The organism is Streptomyces sp. NPDC005533 (genome assembly GCF_042871845.1).
GTDB lineage: Bacteria > Actinomycetota > Actinomycetes > Streptomycetales > Streptomycetaceae > Streptomyces.
This window is the reverse complement of record NZ_JBIAJH010000016.1, coordinates 25,492-40,531: the sequence shown is the minus strand read 5'-3', so window position 1 is coordinate 40,531 and position 15,040 is coordinate 25,492. Positions and strand designations below refer to the sequence as shown.

The 15,040-nt window shown below is 73.4% G+C and carries 15 protein-coding genes; 7 read left to right on the top strand and 8 right to left on the bottom strand.

Annotated features, from left to right (window positions below; all coding sequences use genetic code 11):
* Nucleotides 1-45: 45 nt before the first annotated feature.
* The 3 genes from ACFYP3_RS18170 to ACFYP3_RS18160 are packed head-to-tail and all read right to left on the bottom strand — an operon-like array spanning nt 46 to nt 3,622.
* Nucleotides 46-1,035 (bottom strand): TolB family protein, encoded by a 990-nt coding sequence (locus ACFYP3_RS18170; protein ID WP_388833398.1) that lies wholly within the window; start codon nt 1,033-1,035, stop codon nt 46-48.
* Entirely contained in the window at nt 1,029-2,273 is a 1,245-nt protein-coding gene (locus ACFYP3_RS18165) for an MFS transporter (protein WP_388833133.1), read from the bottom strand. Before ACFYP3_RS18165 ends, ACFYP3_RS18170 begins: the two co-directional genes overlap by 7 nt.
* A complete protein-coding gene (locus ACFYP3_RS18160) occupies nt 2,273-3,622 on the bottom strand; it encodes a discoidin domain-containing protein (RefSeq protein WP_388833131.1) in 1,350 nt (449 codons plus the stop codon). Before ACFYP3_RS18160 ends, ACFYP3_RS18165 begins: the two co-directional genes overlap by 1 nt.
* Before the next feature lie 431 nt (nt 3,623-4,053).
* On the opposite strand from ACFYP3_RS18160, the gene ACFYP3_RS18155 reads away from it, so the two are divergent.
* Nucleotides 4,054-4,245 (top strand): hypothetical protein, encoded by a 192-nt coding sequence (locus tag ACFYP3_RS18155; protein ID WP_388833129.1) that lies wholly within the window; start codon nt 4,054-4,056, stop codon nt 4,243-4,245.
* 21 nt (nt 4,246-4,266) lie between these two features.
* Here ACFYP3_RS18155 and ACFYP3_RS18150 read toward each other — a convergent pair whose 3' ends face one another.
* The 3 genes from ACFYP3_RS18150 to ACFYP3_RS18140 form a co-directional block, all read right to left on the bottom strand.
* On the bottom strand, nt 4,267-5,184 hold the full coding sequence (locus tag ACFYP3_RS18150; protein WP_388833127.1) for a polysaccharide deacetylase family protein: 918 nt from the start codon (nt 5,182-5,184) through the stop codon (nt 4,267-4,269).
* Between the two features lie 113 nt (nt 5,185-5,297).
* Nucleotides 5,298-6,650 carry an alkaline phosphatase PhoX gene (locus tag ACFYP3_RS18145; protein ID WP_388833125.1) on the bottom strand — a complete coding sequence of 451 codons (1,353 nt, stop codon included), beginning with the start codon at nt 6,648-6,650 and terminating at the stop codon, nt 5,298-5,300.
* A gap of 126 nt (nt 6,651-6,776) precedes the next feature.
* Nucleotides 6,777-7,358: a hypothetical protein gene (locus tag ACFYP3_RS18140; RefSeq protein ID WP_388833122.1), complete on the bottom strand. Its 582-nt coding sequence runs from the start codon at nt 7,356-7,358 to the stop codon at nt 6,777-6,779.
* Between the two features lie 256 nt (nt 7,359-7,614).
* On the opposite strand from ACFYP3_RS18140, the gene ACFYP3_RS18135 reads away from it, so the two are divergent.
* On the top strand, nt 7,615-8,928 hold the full coding sequence (locus tag ACFYP3_RS18135) for a cytochrome P450 (RefSeq protein WP_388833119.1): 1,314 nt from the start codon (nt 7,615-7,617) through the stop codon (nt 8,926-8,928).
* A 39-nt stretch (nt 8,929-8,967) separates the two neighbouring features.
* The gene (locus ACFYP3_RS18130; RefSeq protein WP_388833116.1) at nt 8,968-10,050 is read left to right on the top strand and encodes an amidohydrolase family protein; all 1,083 of its coding nucleotides are present in this window, start codon (nt 8,968-8,970) and stop codon (nt 10,048-10,050) included.
* A 50-nt stretch (nt 10,051-10,100) separates the two neighbouring features.
* On the opposite strand, the gene ACFYP3_RS18125 is transcribed toward ACFYP3_RS18130, so the two are convergent.
* Both ACFYP3_RS18125 and zapE read right to left on the bottom strand, forming a co-directional pair.
* Nucleotides 10,101-10,526, bottom strand: a complete 426-nt coding sequence (locus ACFYP3_RS18125) for an OsmC family protein (RefSeq protein ID WP_388833113.1) — start codon at nt 10,524-10,526, stop codon at nt 10,101-10,103.
* Nucleotides 10,527-10,588: 62 nt separating this feature from the next.
* The gene (gene zapE, locus ACFYP3_RS18120) at nt 10,589-11,650 is read right to left on the bottom strand and encodes a cell division protein ZapE (protein ID WP_388833395.1); all 1,062 of its coding nucleotides are present in this window, start codon (nt 11,648-11,650) and stop codon (nt 10,589-10,591) included.
* Nucleotides 11,651-11,734: 84 nt separating this feature from the next.
* On the opposite strand from zapE, the gene ACFYP3_RS18115 reads away from it, so the two are divergent.
* From ACFYP3_RS18115 to msrB, 4 genes are all read left to right on the top strand, one after another.
* Nucleotides 11,735-12,517 carry a pyrimidine reductase family protein gene (locus ACFYP3_RS18115; RefSeq protein ID WP_388833110.1) on the top strand — a complete coding sequence of 261 codons (783 nt, stop codon included), beginning with the start codon at nt 11,735-11,737 and terminating at the stop codon, nt 12,515-12,517.
* Between the two features lie 148 nt (nt 12,518-12,665).
* The gene (locus tag ACFYP3_RS18110; RefSeq protein ID WP_388833107.1) at nt 12,666-13,133 is read left to right on the top strand and encodes an indole-3-glycerol phosphate synthase; all 468 of its coding nucleotides are present in this window, start codon (nt 12,666-12,668) and stop codon (nt 13,131-13,133) included.
* A gap of 53 nt (nt 13,134-13,186) precedes the next feature.
* On the top strand, nt 13,187-14,581 hold the full coding sequence (murC, locus tag ACFYP3_RS18105) for a UDP-N-acetylmuramate--L-alanine ligase (RefSeq protein ID WP_388833104.1): 1,395 nt from the start codon (nt 13,187-13,189) through the stop codon (nt 14,579-14,581).
* Nucleotides 14,582-14,604: 23 nt separating this feature from the next.
* Nucleotides 14,605-15,018, top strand: coding sequence for a peptide-methionine (R)-S-oxide reductase MsrB (gene msrB / locus ACFYP3_RS18100; RefSeq protein WP_388833101.1), 414 nt, complete (start codon nt 14,605-14,607; stop codon nt 15,016-15,018).
* Nucleotides 15,019-15,040: the final 22 nt, after the last annotated feature.

Genomic DNA, 15,040 nt, shown 5'->3' with positions numbered 1-15,040 from the left:
CCAGGACTCTGAGGGGTGTCGTGCCGACGAGCGGCGCGACACCCCTCAGCGCATGTCGGCGGGTGACGAACCGCCCGGCACGAGGAGGCGGGGCTCGCCCGTGCCGTCCGCCCGGGCCGACCAGATGTCGCTCGCGCGGCCGTCCTGTCCCGGGAGGGCGTAGGCGAGCGTCGAGTCGTCCAGCCAGGCGGCCTGGTCGTCGACGCCGCGGGGTTCGGCCGACGGGTGTTCGCGCATCGTCGCGAGGTCGAGGACGTACAGCCGCCAGGGTGTCCGGGGGTCGTCGGAGACCCTCTTCTTGAAGGCGACGCGCGTGCCGTCCGGCGCCAGCGAGGGGCATTCGGCGTTCTCCCGCAGCGCCTTCGCCGACCAGGCGCGCAGGTCTCCCTCGACGAGGTGGGTGCTGCCCCGGGTGGAGACGGTGGCGTAGAAGCGGTTGTCGTCGGCGGCGAAGGTGACGCCCCAGAAGTTGACGTCGGAGTCGTGGTGACGGGCCCCGCCGAGGGTCAGCGGGATCTGCTCGATCGACTTGACCAGATAGCCGGTGCGCAGGTCCAGGATCGCCGTCCGGGTGGAGAACGCGGTGGTGGCGTAGGAGTCGCCGGTCGTGAAGGTCGTCCAGGACAGGAGCTGCCCCGAGGCGGAGACGCGGGCCCGGTTGGGGATGCCGGGCACGGTCACCCGGCGGATCTCGCGCAGCCGCCGGTCGAGGACGAGGGCGTCGGTGCGGGGCGGGACGCCGGGCAGTCGGCGCAGGCACAGGGCGTGCTCGCCGGCGGCGTGGAAGCGGTCGCAGGAGGGGCCGCCCGTCACCCGCGGCAGGCCCGGACCGCCTTCGCGCGCGACCCGTCCGCCGGCCGAGTCCCTGAAGTAGAGGCCGGGTTCCGCGAGGGTGAAGGAGGCGTCGGCCTGCTGCCCGGGCGGGCGTTCCCGGTGCCGCGCGTGCAGGACGTAGCCCAGCGAGCCTCCCGCCAGCAACAGGACCGCGGCGATGACGAAGACCAGGCGCAGCCGTCGGGACGGGGGGTTCACGATGCCTCCGGGGCGGTCGGGGGAGCGGCGGGCAGGATGCGCGAGGCGGCCACGAGCGCCCCGGCCAGCGCGAGCCCGGCCGCCCACAGCGCGGGCCGTTGTCCCCAGAGGGTCCAGGCCGCCCCGAACCCGGCGGCGCCGAGCAGCCGGGCCAGTGCCTGGCCGGTCTGCAGCAGCGCGAGGCCGCCCGCCCGGCCCCGCGCGGGCAGCGCCGGCGCGGCCAGTGCCATGAGGACGCCGTCCGTGCCGGCGTAGAAGACCCCCAGCAGGGCCAGAACGGCGACGACGGTCGGCCAGGAGACGGGCGCCAGCAGTACGGCGTACGCGCAGAGCAGGGCGCCGTGCCCGAGCAGGAAGGCCGGCCGGCGTCCGGACCGGTCGGCGAACCGGCCCGCGGGGACGGCGAGCAGGAGGTAGACGGCGGCGGCGCCGAGCGGCAGCAGCGCGAACAGGGCGGGCGGCAGGTCGAGGCCGCGCAGGAGCAGCAGGTAGAGGAAGGCGTCGCCGATGGTGGTGGCGCCGAGCAGGGCCGCGGCGTACAGGACGCGGCGGAAGGCGGGGTCGCGCAGGGCCGCGGTCCTGGGCGCACGCGCGGGCCCGGGGACGACCGTGGCCGCGGGGGCGGCCGGGACGTACAGGACGAGCAGGAGCACGCCGAGCAGGCCGGTGCAGAAGCTGACGGCGAACACCGCGTCGTAGGCGTCGGCGGTCGCCCCCAGCACGGCGAACGCGGCGAGCGGCCCGAGGAGGGCGCCCGTGGTGTCCATGGCACGGTGCACGCCGAAGGACCGGCCGAGCTGCTCCGGGGGCCCGCTGAGGGAGATCAGGGCGTCGCGCGGGGCGGTGCGGATGCCCTTGCCGAGGCGGTCGGCGGCGAGCGCGGCGGTGATCCCGGCGGTGGCGCCGCCGGCGAGGAGCAGTCCGAGCCGGGACAGCGCGGAGAGCAGGTAGCCGGCGCCGGCGACCCGCTTGTGGTGGCCGCGACGGTCGGCGAGCCGCCCGCCGAGCAGCCGTACGAGGGCGGTGGCCCCGTTGAACGTCCCGTCCAGGAAACCGAACTGGAGGGGGGTCAGGCCCAGATCGAGGACGAGGTAGAGCGGCAGCACCGCCGTGACCATCTCCGAGGAGACGTCGGTGACGAGGCTGACCGTGCCGAGCGCGAGGACGGCGGCGGGGACGCGCCGCCCGGCCCCCGGGGGGCGGGGCGGCGCGTCCGGGCGGCCGTTGGCGGCCAGGTACATCAGTGGCAGCTGTACTTCGGGCTGGTGTCCTTGACCTGGCCGTCGGTGGCGACGTAGGTCCACCCGTAGCCGGAGTCGGTGAAGTCGAGCTTCACCACGCCGTACGGTCCGCTGATCCGCTTCTGGCTGTTGGGCTGGACCTCCTCGATCGGGTAGGGCTCGGCGCCGCCCATCCCGCCGACGATCTCCACGATCCCGTCGGCGGTCGCCCGGCCCTCGGGGTCCTGCGGGGCGAACCGCTCGTAGTGGTGGTCGTGGCCGCCCAGGACGAGGTCCGCCTTCGCGGCGTAGAGGATCTTCCAGACCGGCTTGGAGACCGGGTCGTTGCCGTGGCCGCCGGAGGAGAACAGCGGGTGGTGCCAGTAGGCGGCGACGCAGCGCTTGGCGTTGGCGGCGAGATCGGCCTTGAGCCAGTCGATCTGGGCGGCCTGGTCGAAGGAGTTGGAGTCGAGGGCGATGAAGTGCCAGTTGCCCTCGTCGTAGCTGTACCAGCTCTTGCCCTGCGGGTAGGCGATGCTCCCGAAGTACGACTTGTACCCGGCGAGCGGGCCGGCCGGGTCGTAGGTCTCGTGGTTGCCCGGCACGGGGCGGGTCTTGGCCTTGAAGGCGCCCCAGCTCTTGTCGTAGTAGGCGCGGAAGTCGGAGAGCCGGGCGTCGTCGTACTGGTTGTCACCCATCGTCAGATAGAACTTCGGGTCGATCTGCCGGGCGAGCGCGGCGGTCTTGGGGTGGGCGCAGCCGCTGTCGGAGGACGTGCACTGCGCGGCGATGTCACCGGCGGCGACGACGGTGAAGGCGCCGCCCGGCGGGGGACCGGTCTCGACGGTGCCGTACACCTCGGCTTCGAAGAGCGAGTAGCCGTACGCGGTACCGCGGGCGGTGCCCTGTACGCGCAGGTACCGGCCCTTCCCGGACAGGCCGGTCCAGTCGTCGACGCCGCCGTTGCCCGCGGACTCGGTGGCCAGCGGGGTCCAGGCGGCGCCGTCGTCGGACAGCTCGACGCGGTACGCCTTCGCGTAGGCCGCTTCCCAGGTCAGCCGCACCCGCGTGACGGTGGCGCGGGCGCCGAGGTCGACCCGGATCCACTGCGGGTCCTTGCCCTCGGCGCTGGCCCAGCGGGTGGCCGGATCGCCGTCGAAGGCGTTCTTCGCGCCCAGTGACGAGCTCTCGGTGGAGGACGCGGTGGCGGGCTTCCCGCGGGATATGAGGGGGTCGGCGGCGGCCCCGGCGCGATCGGGCCAGGCCAGGAGGAGCCCGCAGACGAGCGCGAGCGCGGTGACGCCGGAGAGGAGGAGGGTGCGGAGTCTGCCGCGTGACAGCGGCGGCCGGTCGAAGGTGTTCGGGCGCATACCTGGAACTCCCTGCTTCGAGGGGGCGGCGAGAGCTGGGCACTGGCGCGGGCGGCGCTGTCCCCGGCCCGCGGGCGGGCAGGGGGCGGCGCCGCGGCGGCCGGGTCAGAGCTCTCGCTGAGCGCGTCATGCCCGTGGGGGGTGGGCACCGCGCCGAGCCGCCGCCCGGGACCTTAACAGGAAGGAAAGTTTCCTACCAGTGCTCCGGCAGCATCTCTCCGAAGGCCCTTCGCCGCCGGGTGCGCCCCGCCGCTAGGCCGTCTCTTCCGGATCTTGCCTCGCCCGCGCCGCCCGGCACCGCACCTCGCCGCGTTGGCGGAGCACCCCAGTACGTCCAGTACGAGGGCGCCCCGCCAACACGCCGATGCACGGCACCGGACGACGCGGGCTTGACCGGCAAGATCCGAAAGAGACGACCTAGGCTCGTACGCATGGACCAGCCGAACGGGACCCCGTCGTACTGCCCCGCCCCCGCCGCCCCGGCCGGGCGGGTGGGCGGGCCGCCCTACGCGGACTGCCTGGGGTGCGGCAAGCCCACCGAGTACGGGGTCGCGACGCCGGGCGTGGTGCTCTGCCCGGTGTGCGAGTGGCAGGACGCGCAGCGCACCGCCTGCTCCGGCTGAGCCGTGTCCGCCCGGCCCGCGCTACCGGCCGATCAGCTCGGAGACCTTCACGAAGCGGTAGCCGCGCTTGCGCAGCTCCGGGACGATCTTCCGGATGGCCTCCTCGGTGACCGGGGCGGCGCTGCGCGTGCAGTGCATGACCACCACCGAGCCGGGCTTCACCCCGGTGAGCACCTGCTCGGCCACCGCGTCCGGGTCCTTCGCGAAGGCGTCCCCGCTGACGACGTCCCACTGGACGGCCGTGACCTTGGCCGTGGACAGGGCCCGCAGCGCCTGGTCGTCGTAACAGCCGCCGGGGAAGCGGAAGTAGGGGACGGTGTTGACGGCCCCTGCCTGCCGGAAGGCGGCGAAGGCCCGGTCCACGTCGGCGCGGGCGGCGGCGGCGTCGAGCGCCGGCAGCCCGTAGCAGGGGGACTTGAAGGCGTGGTGGCTGTACGAGTGGTTGGCGATCTCGAAGTTCGGGTCGGTGCCGATGGACTTCGCCTGGTCCGGGTACTCCTCGGCCCAGCGGCCCGTCATGAAGATCGTCGAGGGCACCTTGAGCGTGCGCAGGGTCGAGATCAGCTGCGGGTTGTCGAAGTGCTCCCCGTCCGCGGCGCGCGGCCCCTGGTCGGAGGTCATGTCGGCGTCGAAGCTCAGCGCCACGGTCTTGTCCGTCCGCTGCTGCGCCCGTTCGAAGACCGGGGTCAGGCCGTTCGGGCCGGGGGTCAGGGTCGGGGCCTTGGCGGGCGCGCCGGCCTGCGGGGCGCCGGCCTGCGGGCCGGGGGGCGCGCTGTTCAGGGGGGACGCGGTGGGCGCTCCGGAGGCCGTGGCGGCGGGAGTGCCCAGGCGCGCTTCGTGTCCGGCGTCCGGTGCGGCGCCGCCCCCGCAGCCCGCGAGGGCGGCACCCAGCACCGCCGTGACGGCCGTGGCGGCTACTTTTCGTACGGAAATGGTCACGTACGCAAACTATATGACTATCCGACAAGCAGGCTGCGCGACAGGCGGTGACGCGGACATCCGGGGCATCCGGGCATCCGGGCATCCGGGCATGCGGTCGTACGCACCGGGGATCAGCGCCAGGGGCCCGTCACCGCGAAGGTGGTGCCCGGGGCGTACGCGTTGACGTACATCGTCCGTCCGTCGGGGGAGAAGGTGACCCCGGCGAACTCCCCCCACTCCGGGGCCCCCGGCCGCCCGATGTCCTGGGCGTTGCGGGCCACCGGATAGACCTCGCCACCCGCCGTCACGCCGAAGACGTACTGGGCGCCGCCCCCGTCCTCGCACACCATCAGGCCGCCGTCCGGCGCGAGGCAGATGTTGTCGGGGGAGTCACCGGGCAGCGCGATGTCGGCGGCCGAGCCGAAGAGCACGTCCAGCCGCAGCCGGGCCCGGCGCGGATCGTAGAACCACACCTGCCCGTGGTGGTCGGCGGGCGCGCCCTCGCCCGTGCGGGCGAAGCTGGACACGAAGTGGACGCCGCCGCCGCCCCAGTAGCAGCCCTCCAGCTTCTGCGCGTGGGTGATCCCGCCCGGCCCGAAGTCCTGCAGCCGGACCGGGGTCGAGGCTGCTGAGGGATCCGGTACGGGCACCCACTCCACCGGGAACTCCGCCCCGGGCTCGTCCACCACCGCGAGGTCCGCGATCCCCGGTACGCGCAGGGCCTCCAGGGCGCCCCCCGCCCGCAGCGAGCCGAGCCCCCCGAGGGGCCGCGCCGGCAGGAAGCGGTAGAACAGCCCGAACGGCTTGACGAAGGCGTCCTCGGTCTCGTAGACGACCCCGCGGTACGGGTCCACGGCGACGGCCTCGTGCGCGAAGCGGCCCATCGCGGTGAGCGGGACCGCGCCCGAGCGCTGCGGGTCGGCGGGGTCCACCTCGAAGACGTAGCCGTGGTCGCGGGTGTAGCCGGAGGTGCCCGCGCGGTCCTCGGTCTCCTCGCAGCTCAGCCAGGTGTTCCAGGGGGTGCGGCCGCCCGCGCAGTTGACGGCGGTGCCGGCGAGGGCGACCCGCTCGCCGGTGACCGTGCCGTCCGCGTCCAGTTCCAGGGCCGTGCAGCCGCCCAGGGCCTCGGGGTCGTACGTCAGCCCCGGGACCGCGGGGACGCGCAGGGCGGCGGTGGTGCGGTTCTCGTGGTTGCGGACCAGCCGCACGCGGCCGCCGCCGGCGTCGAAGGCGGCCATGCCGTCGCAGTTGGCCGGGACGGTGCCCTCGCCGGAGCGCAGCGGACCGCCCGCCCGCGAGAGCACCCGGTACCCGAACCCCGCGGGCAGGTCGAGCAGCCCGCGGGGGTCGGGGAGCAACGGCCCGTACCCGCGCCCGGCGCGGGCGGCCAGGGCGGCGGGGGAGCCGCCGGCGAACAGCGCGCCGAGCGTCCCGCTGAAGGCGATCGCGCCGGCGGCGAGCAGGCTGCGTCGGGTGACGGACATCGGCGGCTCCGGGCGGTGTTCGGCATCGGTGGTCGGCATCGGTGTTCGGGAAGGGCGGCGCGGACGGCCGCAGACGGCCTCAGGCCACGGCAGGCGACCGTCTCAGGGGCGGTGCGAAGGACGGTCTCAGGGGCGGGTGGTGCCCGGAAGGCAGGTCACCGCCGGGTTGAAGGTCTGGAACAGGCCGCCGGGATTGTCCTTCCAGAGCCACAGCTGGAGGGCGTAGTGGACCGGCTGGCCCGGGAAATTGCCGGGCTTGGGGCCCTTGAAGGGGACTCCGAACAGCGTGGGACGGTCGTCGTCCGTGGTCAGCTTCTGGTCGCGGTCGTAGACCAGCCACTGGACCCCCACGAGGCGCTTGCCGCCGCGCCCGTCGTCCTCGTAGTACAGCGCGGCGGGCTTCGCGGGGTCGAGGGAGTTGTCGTACGCGTGGTTGAAGTGCGGGTAGCCGAGCGCGCCCGTTCCCCCCGCCTTGTCGACGACGCAGTACTTGTCCGGCTTGTAGCCGGCCGCCACCGCGTTGGCGTGCACCTGGTACTTGGCGGTCGCCTTGTACACGACGGCCCGGGCGGCCACGGCCCGGCCGGTGCCACCGTCGGCGTCGGCGGCGGGACGGGGCGGGACGCCGGACGCGGCGGCCGGAGCGGCGACGGCCGCCAGGGTGAGCGAGGCGGCTGCGGTGAGGGCCAGGGCGAGACTGCGGGCCATGCGCGGGCTCCTTGCGACGGGCTGGCAAGAGACCCCCTACCCCTTCCCCGGGCCGTCGCGCCCGCCACCCACGCGGCCCCGGACGGCCGCCCGCCGATCGGCTGAGGGCCGGCCGGACCCGCACGCGGACGACCTCCTACCCGGGCCCGCGGGCCTCACCCGAACGGGAAGGGCGCCGTTTCGCGACGCACCCGCACGGGGAACCGGTGTGTCCGCGGAAGACGAGCGCGAGCGAGTGCGACGGAGGGTGCGGAACATGGCGCAGCAGGATGCGGCACCGAACGGCGGCGGAGAGCTGCGGGACATCGTCTCGGCCGTGTCCAGGGGCGCGCCGGAGTACCGGCAGTGCCCCCACCCGATGTACGCCGCCCTGCGCGAGCAGGCCCCGGTGTGCCTGCTGACCCCGCCGCACAGGGTCGACACGTACCTCATCACGCGCCACAACGACGCCCGTGACGCGCTGTCGGACCCGCGCTTCAGCAAGAACATGCGCGGCGCCATCGACACCTACCACGCCGTGTACGGCAGCTTCTTCGACGCGCTCGACGACAACGTGCTCTTCTCGGACCCGCCCCGGCACACGCGACTGCGCCGCATCCTGCGCAGCGCCTTCACCCCCCGGCGGGTGGAGGAGATGCGCCCGCGGATCACCGAGATCGCCGAGGACATCCTCGGCGAGTGCCGGAAGGCCGGCACCGTCGACCTGATGGCCGCGTTCGCGTTCCCGCTGCCCATCGCGGTCCTGTGCGAACTGATGGGCATCGCGCCGGAGGACCGCCCGGAGATCCTGGAGCAGTTCGCCGTGGTGACGCGCTCCCGGTTCGACCCCAGCAGGCGGGCGGAGCTGAAGGCGGCCGAGGAGCGGCTCCAGCACCGGCTGGAGCGGCTCATCGCGGACACCCGCGAGCACCCGTCGGACTCCTTCCTCAGCGACCTCCTCCAGGGAGAGGAGCGGCTGGAGGACCCCGAACTGGTCGCCTCGCTGTGGGTGCTCTTCTTCGCCGGCCACAAGACCACCGCGTACCAGATCGGGAACTCCGTCCTCAACCTGCTGCTCCGCCCCGACCAGGCGGCGAAGCTCCGCGAGGACCCGCGGCTGATCCCGCGGGCGGTCGAGGAGATGCTGCGCTTCGAGGGTTCGGTGGAGACGTCGACGTTCCGGTACGCGGCGCAGGACGCCCGGATCCGGGACACGCTGATCCCCGAGGGCTCGCTGGTGCAGATCGCGCTCTCCTCGGCCAACCGGGACCCGGAGAGGTTCGACTCCCCGGACGACCTCGACGTGACGCGCGAGGGACTCCAGGGGACGCACCTGGCCTTCGGGCACGGCACCCACTACTGCCTGGGGGCGCCGCTGGCGCGGCTCGAACTCGAGATCGCGTTCACCTGCCTCCTGCGGGAGTTCCCGGACATGGAGCTCGCGGACGCGCAGGAGACCCGGGGGGCGTGGCTCAAGGGCCCGGTGGCGGCGTTCCGGGGGCTCGAACACCTTCGGGTCGTCCTGGAGCCCTCGCGCCGGGACGGCGATCCCGGCGAGCCGACCCTGGCCTCCGTGGCCTCCGGAAAGTAACCCAGACCCGATGGGCGGTCGACCGGCATGACGGATTCCGTGAGTACCCCCGCGCTGCGCCTCCTGGGCACGCCGGCGGACGAACTGCGCATCGCGGCGGTGGGCACCAGTGAGGTCATCCGCGTCGGGCGGAACCCCTCCGCACCGGGCCCGGACGCGGCGCGCGCAGTCCATTCGAAGATCGACATGCACCACCACTACTGCGCGCCGCAATGGCGCGAGTGGGCCGTGCACCACGGGCTGATCACGCAGGAACAGCTGCCCCCGTGGACCCGCCTCGGCATCGAGGACGCCATCCGGTTCATGGACGGGGCGGGCATCACGACCGCCGTCCTCAAGCCGATGCTGCCGGCCCGCTACCGGTCGTCGGCGCAGCTGCGCGAGGCCGTCAACATCACGCTGCAGTCGATGATCGAGGTGGCGACCTCGCATCCGGGCCGCTTCTCGTACTACGTGCCCCTGTTCCTGGACGACGCGGAGGCCTCGTCGTGGGCCGTGCGCCGCGGCCTCGGGCAGCTCGGGGCCGTCGGGGTCAACGTGACGGCCAACTACGGGGGCGTCTACCTCGGGGATCCCGCCTACGACCGGCTGTTCCACGAGCTGAACGAGTTCTCCGCCGTGGTGGACACCCACCCGCACAACCTGCCCGGCTGCCCGCCCGGCGCGTCGAGCGTCCCGGGCATTCCGAACTTCATGTGCGACTTCCTGCTGGACACCACGCGGGCCGCCGTGAACATGATCAGCAACCGGACGCTGGACCGCTTCCCGGACATCTCCGTGGTCCTGCCGCACGCCGGCGGCTTCCTCCCGTACATCGCCACGCGCCTGCAGGCCCTCGGCCGGTTCTGCGAACCGCCCGTGGAACCCGCCGCCGTCCGCGACCACCTGAGCCGCTTCTACTACGACACCGCGGGCCCCATGGCGCCCGCGGCGACCCTGCTGGAGCACGTGCCGGCCGATCACGTCCTCTTCGGCACGGACTGGCCCGCCGCGCCCGCCGACACGGTCACCGACCTGGCGCTGCCCGCTCTCGAAGCGGACCCGTCCCTCACCCCCGAGCAGCTGCAGGGCATCTACCACGGCAACGCGATGAGCCTCATCCCGCAGCTGGCGAACGCCTGACGGGGTGCGGGCCGCGCCGTGCGGACCGCACCCCGGCGGAGCGGGCGGGATCAGACGAGCTCGGCGCTCAGGGTGATCGTCGTACCGGTCAGGGCCTGGCTGACCGGGCAGTTCTTCTTGGCGTCCTCGGCCGCGGAGGCGAAGCCCGCCTCGTCCAGGCCGGGGACTTCGGCGCGCACCGTCAGGTGGATGCCCGTGATGCCCTCGCCCGGCTGGAACGTCACGTCGGCCTTGGTCTCCAGGCGGGTGGGCGGGGTGCCGGCGCCGTCGAGGCCGTGCGAGAGGGCCATGGAGTAGCAGCTGGAGTGCGCGGCGGCGATCAGCTCCTCCGGGCTGGTCTTGCCGTTCGCCGCCTCGGCGCGCGAGGGCCAGGACACCTCGAACGATCCCTGGCCCGAGGAGTCGAGGCTGACCGTGCCGGCGCCCTTGAGCAGGTTGCCTTCCCAGACGGTGTGCGCGGTACGCGTGGTGGCCATGGTGATCCCTTCGAAGATGGGGGAAACGGCCGGGCGCCCGGAAGGGCCCGGCGTCCCCAAACCTACTGGGACACCAGGGGTTTCGCGTCGCGCGCCAGTGCGGTGAGCCGCGATATGGCGCGGAAGTACTTCTTCCGGTAGCCGCCGTTCAGCATGTCGTCACTGAAGAGCCGGTCGAAGGGGACCCCGGAGGCCAGGACCGGGATCTCGCGGTCGTACAGCCGGTCGGCCAGGACCACCAGCCGCAGCGCGGTCGACTGGTCGGGCACCGGGCCCACGTCGGTCAGGCAGACGGCCGTGATCCCGTCGGTCAGCGCGCCGTAGCGGCTGGGGTGCACCCGGGCCAGGTGCTCCAGCAGGCCGGGGAAGTCGTCCAGGCTCGCGCCGTCGGTCGCGTACGCGGCCTTGGTGACCTGCTCGTCGGTGAACGGCGCGGGAGCCTCCGGCAGGCCGCGGTGGCGGTAGTCCTGGCCGTCGATCCGCAGCGGCCGGAAGTGCGCCGACAATCCCTGGATCTCGCGCAGGAAGTCGGCGGCGGCGAAGCGCCCCTCGCCGAGCTTGCCGGGCAGCGTGTTGGAGGTGGCGGCCAGCGCCACGCCCTGTTCGACGAGGCGGCTGAGCAGGGAGGACACCAGCACGGTGTCGCCCGGGTCGTCCAGCTCGAACTCGTCGATGCACAGCAGCCGGTGCCCGCCCAGGGTCTGCACGGTCTGCTGGAAGCCGAGCGCGCCGACCAGGTTGGTCAGCTCAACGAAGGTGCCGAAGGCCTTGAGCGCGGGCTCGGCCGGGGTGGCGTGCCACAGGGAGGCGAGCAGGTGGGTCTTGCCGACGCCGTACCCGCCGTCGAGGTAGACCCCGCGCGGGCCGGAGGGGGCCGTGTTCTTCGGGGTCCTGGTGAACCAGCGCCTCTTGCCGGCGCCGCTCGCGTGCGCGCCGCCCAGACCGGCGGCGAAGCCGCTCAGCACGGTGACGGCCTCGGACTGGCTGGGCTGGGTCGGGTCCGGGTCGTACGTGTCGAAGCGGACCGAGTCGAAGCGCGGCGGCGGCACCATCTCGGCCACCAGGCGTTCGGCGGGCACCCGCGGCTCGCGCGCGCACAGGGCCTCGGGCCCCGCGTCGGCTATCGGAGGCCGCCCGGAGGTGTAACCGGAGGTGGAGAGTGATGTCGACACAGCCCTTAACTCTACGGGGCGTGGCACACTGCCCGGATGCGACGCCTGTTCCCTGTGACCGATCAGACACCAGCCCCGCCCGGGGGCCCGGCCGACCGGGAGTGGTCGCTCGACGAGCTCGCGGAGGCCTACGCGTACCCCGTCCTGGGGGCGGACGGGCACTGGCTGCGGGCGAACATGGTCTCCACCCTGGACGGTGCGGCCCAGCACGACGGCCGCTCGCAGCCGATCTCCGGCGAGACCGACATGAGGATCTTCGGCACCCTGCGGGCGCTGGCCGATGTGGTGGTCGTCGGGGCGGAAACGGTTCGCCAGGAGGGCTACCGCCCGGCCCGGGCCCGGGAGGCCTTCGCCGCCCGCCGGGCGGCCGCCGGACAGGGCCCGGCCCCCGCGATCGCCGTGGTGACCGCGCGCATGGACCTGGACTTCTCGCTGCCCCTCTTCACCTCCCCGCTGGTGCCGACCCTGGTGGTCACCGGCGCCGCCGCGCCCGCCGACCGGGTGGCCGAGGCGGTCGGGGCCGGGGCCGAGGTCGTGGTGGCCGGCGACGGCGCGGCCGTGGATCCGGCCCGCGCGGTACGGGAGCTGGCCGAGCGGGGAATGCGCCGCCAGCTGACCGAGGGCGGGCCCCGGCTGCTGGGCCAGTTCGTGGCCGCCGACGCCTTGGACGAGCTGTGCCTGACGATCTCGCCGATGCTCGCGGCCGGTGACGCCCAGCGGATCGCCGGAGGACCCTCCGTCACGGTTCCGCACCGGCTCGCGCCCGCCTCCGTACTGGAAGAGGCCGGGTTCCTCTTCACGAGCTACCGTCGGATCTGACAAGGGGCGGAATTTGGCGTTCCGCTTTGCTTCCGCTGGGCACATAACTGGGCAGACATGTCTGCGCAAGGCCCCGTGCGACAGCGGGGCAGGATGGTTTCCGCAGGGGCCGGCCAGCCGGCCTCGGCCCATGAAGGAGAGGGCGTCCGTGTTCACGAGCGTATTGATGATCGAGCAGCCGCTGACCCCGGTGGACGTGGACTTCGTCACGACCCTGCACGGGGACGACCCGGTCTCCTTCGTCGTCCTCATGCGCCCCCGGGGCGACCAGGACCGACTGCTGCGCGCCATCGACGACGTCGCGCTCGGTGAGCTCCCCGAGGCCATCCACGAGGGCGACGAACCCGAGGGCGAGGCCGCCCGCGGCCCGGCGGCACACGCCCTCGCGCACTCCCTGAACGCCCTGCGGCAGAAGGGCGCCAACGCCACCGGGCAGATCATCGGGGACCACCCGCTCGACAGGCTGAAGGCCGTCGTGGACGAGACCGGCGCCGACGAGGTGATCGTCCTGACCGCCCCGCACTTCGTGGAGGAGTTCTTCCACCGGGACTGGGCCTCCCGGGCCCGGCACAAGGTCGGCGTTCCGGTGCTCAAGCTCTTCGCCCACAACGAATAGGCTTGGCCCGTCAGAGCTCGACAGCACCACCCCTCGATCCTGGAGCGACCTGAATGAAGCCCGGCCTGCCGACCGCCATGGAACGGCCCCACTTCATCGGCATCGGCGGCGCCGGGATGTCCGGCATCGCGAAGATCCTGGCCCAGCGCGGAGCGCAGGTCGCCGGCAGCGACTCCCGCGACTCCGAGACCGCCCAGGCCCTGCGCGCCCACGGCGCCACCGTCCACATCGGGCACGCGGCCGGCCACCTCGCCGCCGACTCCACCAGCGTGGTCGTCTCCAGCGCCATCCGCGCCGACAACCCGGAGCTCGCCCGCGCCGCCGAGCTCGGCATCCCCGTCGTGCACCGCTCCGACGCCCTCGCCGCCCTGATGGACGGGCTGCGCCCGATCGCCGTCGCCGGCACGCACGGCAAGACCACCACCACGTCGATGCTGGCGGTCTCCCTCTCGGCCCTGGGCCTGGACCCCTCCTACGCGATCGGCGGGGACCTGGACGCCCCCGGCTCCAACGCCCACCACGGCGAGGGCGACATCTTCGTGGCCGAGGCGGACGAGAGCGACCGCACCTTCCACAAGTACAGCCCGCAGGTCGCGATCATCCTCAACGCGGAGCTCGACCACCACGCGAACTACGCGTCGATCGAGGAGATCTACGAGTCCTTCGAGACCTTCGTCGGCAAGGTCGTGCCCGGCGGCACCCTGGTCGTCGCCCACGGCCAGGAGGGCGCCGCCGAGATCGCCCGCCGCGTCGCGGGTCGGGAGGGCCTCACCGTCGTCACGTACGGCGAGGAGGAGGACGCCGACGTCCGGATCACCAAGATCACCCCGCGCGGCCTGACCAGCGAGGTCACCGTGGTCCTGGACGGCCGGATGCTCACCTTCACCGTCTCCGTGCCCGGCCGCCACTACGCGCACAACGCCGTCGCGGCCCTCGCCGCCGGCGTCGCCCTCGGCATCCCGGCGCACAACCTGGCCTCCGCCCTCGGCAAGTACACCGGCGTCAAGCGCCGCCTCCAGCTCAAGGGCGAGGCCGCCGGCGTCCAGGTCATCGACTCCTACGCACACCACCCCACCGAGATGAACGCCGACCTGGAGGCCATCCGCGGCGCCGCCGGCGACTCCCGGATCCTGGTGGTCTTCCAGCCGCACCTGTTCTCCCGCACCCAGGAGCTCGGCAAGGAGATGGGCCAGGCCCTGGCCCTCGCCGACGCCTCCGTGGTCCTGGACATCTACCCGGCCCGCGAGGACCCGATCCCCGGCATCACCAGCGAGCTGATCATCGCGGCCGCCCGGTCCGCGGGCGCCGACGTCACCGCCGAGCACGACAAGGCGGCCGTCGCCGACGTCATCGCGGGAATGGCGAAGCCCGGCGATCTCGTTCTCACCATGGGCGCGGGAGACGTCACGGACCTCGGTCCGGCCATCCTCGCCCGGCTGTCGAGCTGAAGGTACGAGGGAGCGGGAGAGTCATGTCCTACGAGGTAGAGAAGACGGACGAGCAGTGGCAGGCGGAGCTGACCCCGTCCGAGTACCAGGTGCTGCGCCTCGCGGGCACCGAGCCGGCCTTCCGCGGTGAGTACACCGACACCAAGACGGAGGGCGTCTACTCCTGCCGCGGCTGCGGGGCCGAGCTGTTCCGCTCCTCGGAGAAGTTCGAGTCCCACTGCGGCTGGCCGTCCTTCTTCGACCCGAAGGACACCGACGCGGTCGAGCTGATCGCCGACACCTCGCACGGCATGGTCCGTACCGAGGTCCGCTGCGCGACGTGCGGCTCCCACCTGGGCCACGTCTTCGAGGGCGAGGGGTACCCCACCCCCACCGACCAGCGCTACTGCATCAACAGCATCTCCCTGCGCCTGAACCCCTCCACCGACGAGGGCTGACACCGCGGGACCCCGCCGGGCC

Coding starts and splice junctions, on each gene's coding strand:
- ACFYP3_RS18165 (WP_388833133.1), bottom strand. CDS start 2,273: ATGTACCTGGCCGCCAACGGCCGCCCGGACGCGCCGCCCCGCCCCCCG.
- ACFYP3_RS18160 (WP_388833131.1), bottom strand. CDS start 3,622: ATGCGCCCGAACACCTTCGACCGGCCGCCGCTGTCACGCGGCAGACTC.
- ACFYP3_RS18155 (WP_388833129.1), top strand. CDS start 4,054: ATGGACCAGCCGAACGGGACCCCGTCGTACTGCCCCGCCCCCGCCGCC.
- ACFYP3_RS18145 (WP_388833125.1), bottom strand. CDS start 6,650: ATGTCCGTCACCCGACGCAGCCTGCTCGCCGCCGGCGCGATCGCCTTC.
- ACFYP3_RS18140 (WP_388833122.1), bottom strand. CDS start 7,358: ATGGCCCGCAGTCTCGCCCTGGCCCTCACCGCAGCCGCCTCGCTCACC.
- ACFYP3_RS18135 (WP_388833119.1), top strand. CDS start 7,615: ATGGCGCAGCAGGATGCGGCACCGAACGGCGGCGGAGAGCTGCGGGAC.
- ACFYP3_RS18125 (WP_388833113.1), bottom strand. CDS start 10,526: ATGGCCACCACGCGTACCGCGCACACCGTCTGGGAAGGCAACCTGCTC.
- ACFYP3_RS18115 (WP_388833110.1), top strand. CDS start 11,735: ATGCGACGCCTGTTCCCTGTGACCGATCAGACACCAGCCCCGCCCGGG.
- murC (WP_388833104.1), top strand. CDS start 13,187: ATGAAGCCCGGCCTGCCGACCGCCATGGAACGGCCCCACTTCATCGGC.
- msrB (WP_388833101.1), top strand. CDS start 14,605: ATGTCCTACGAGGTAGAGAAGACGGACGAGCAGTGGCAGGCGGAGCTG.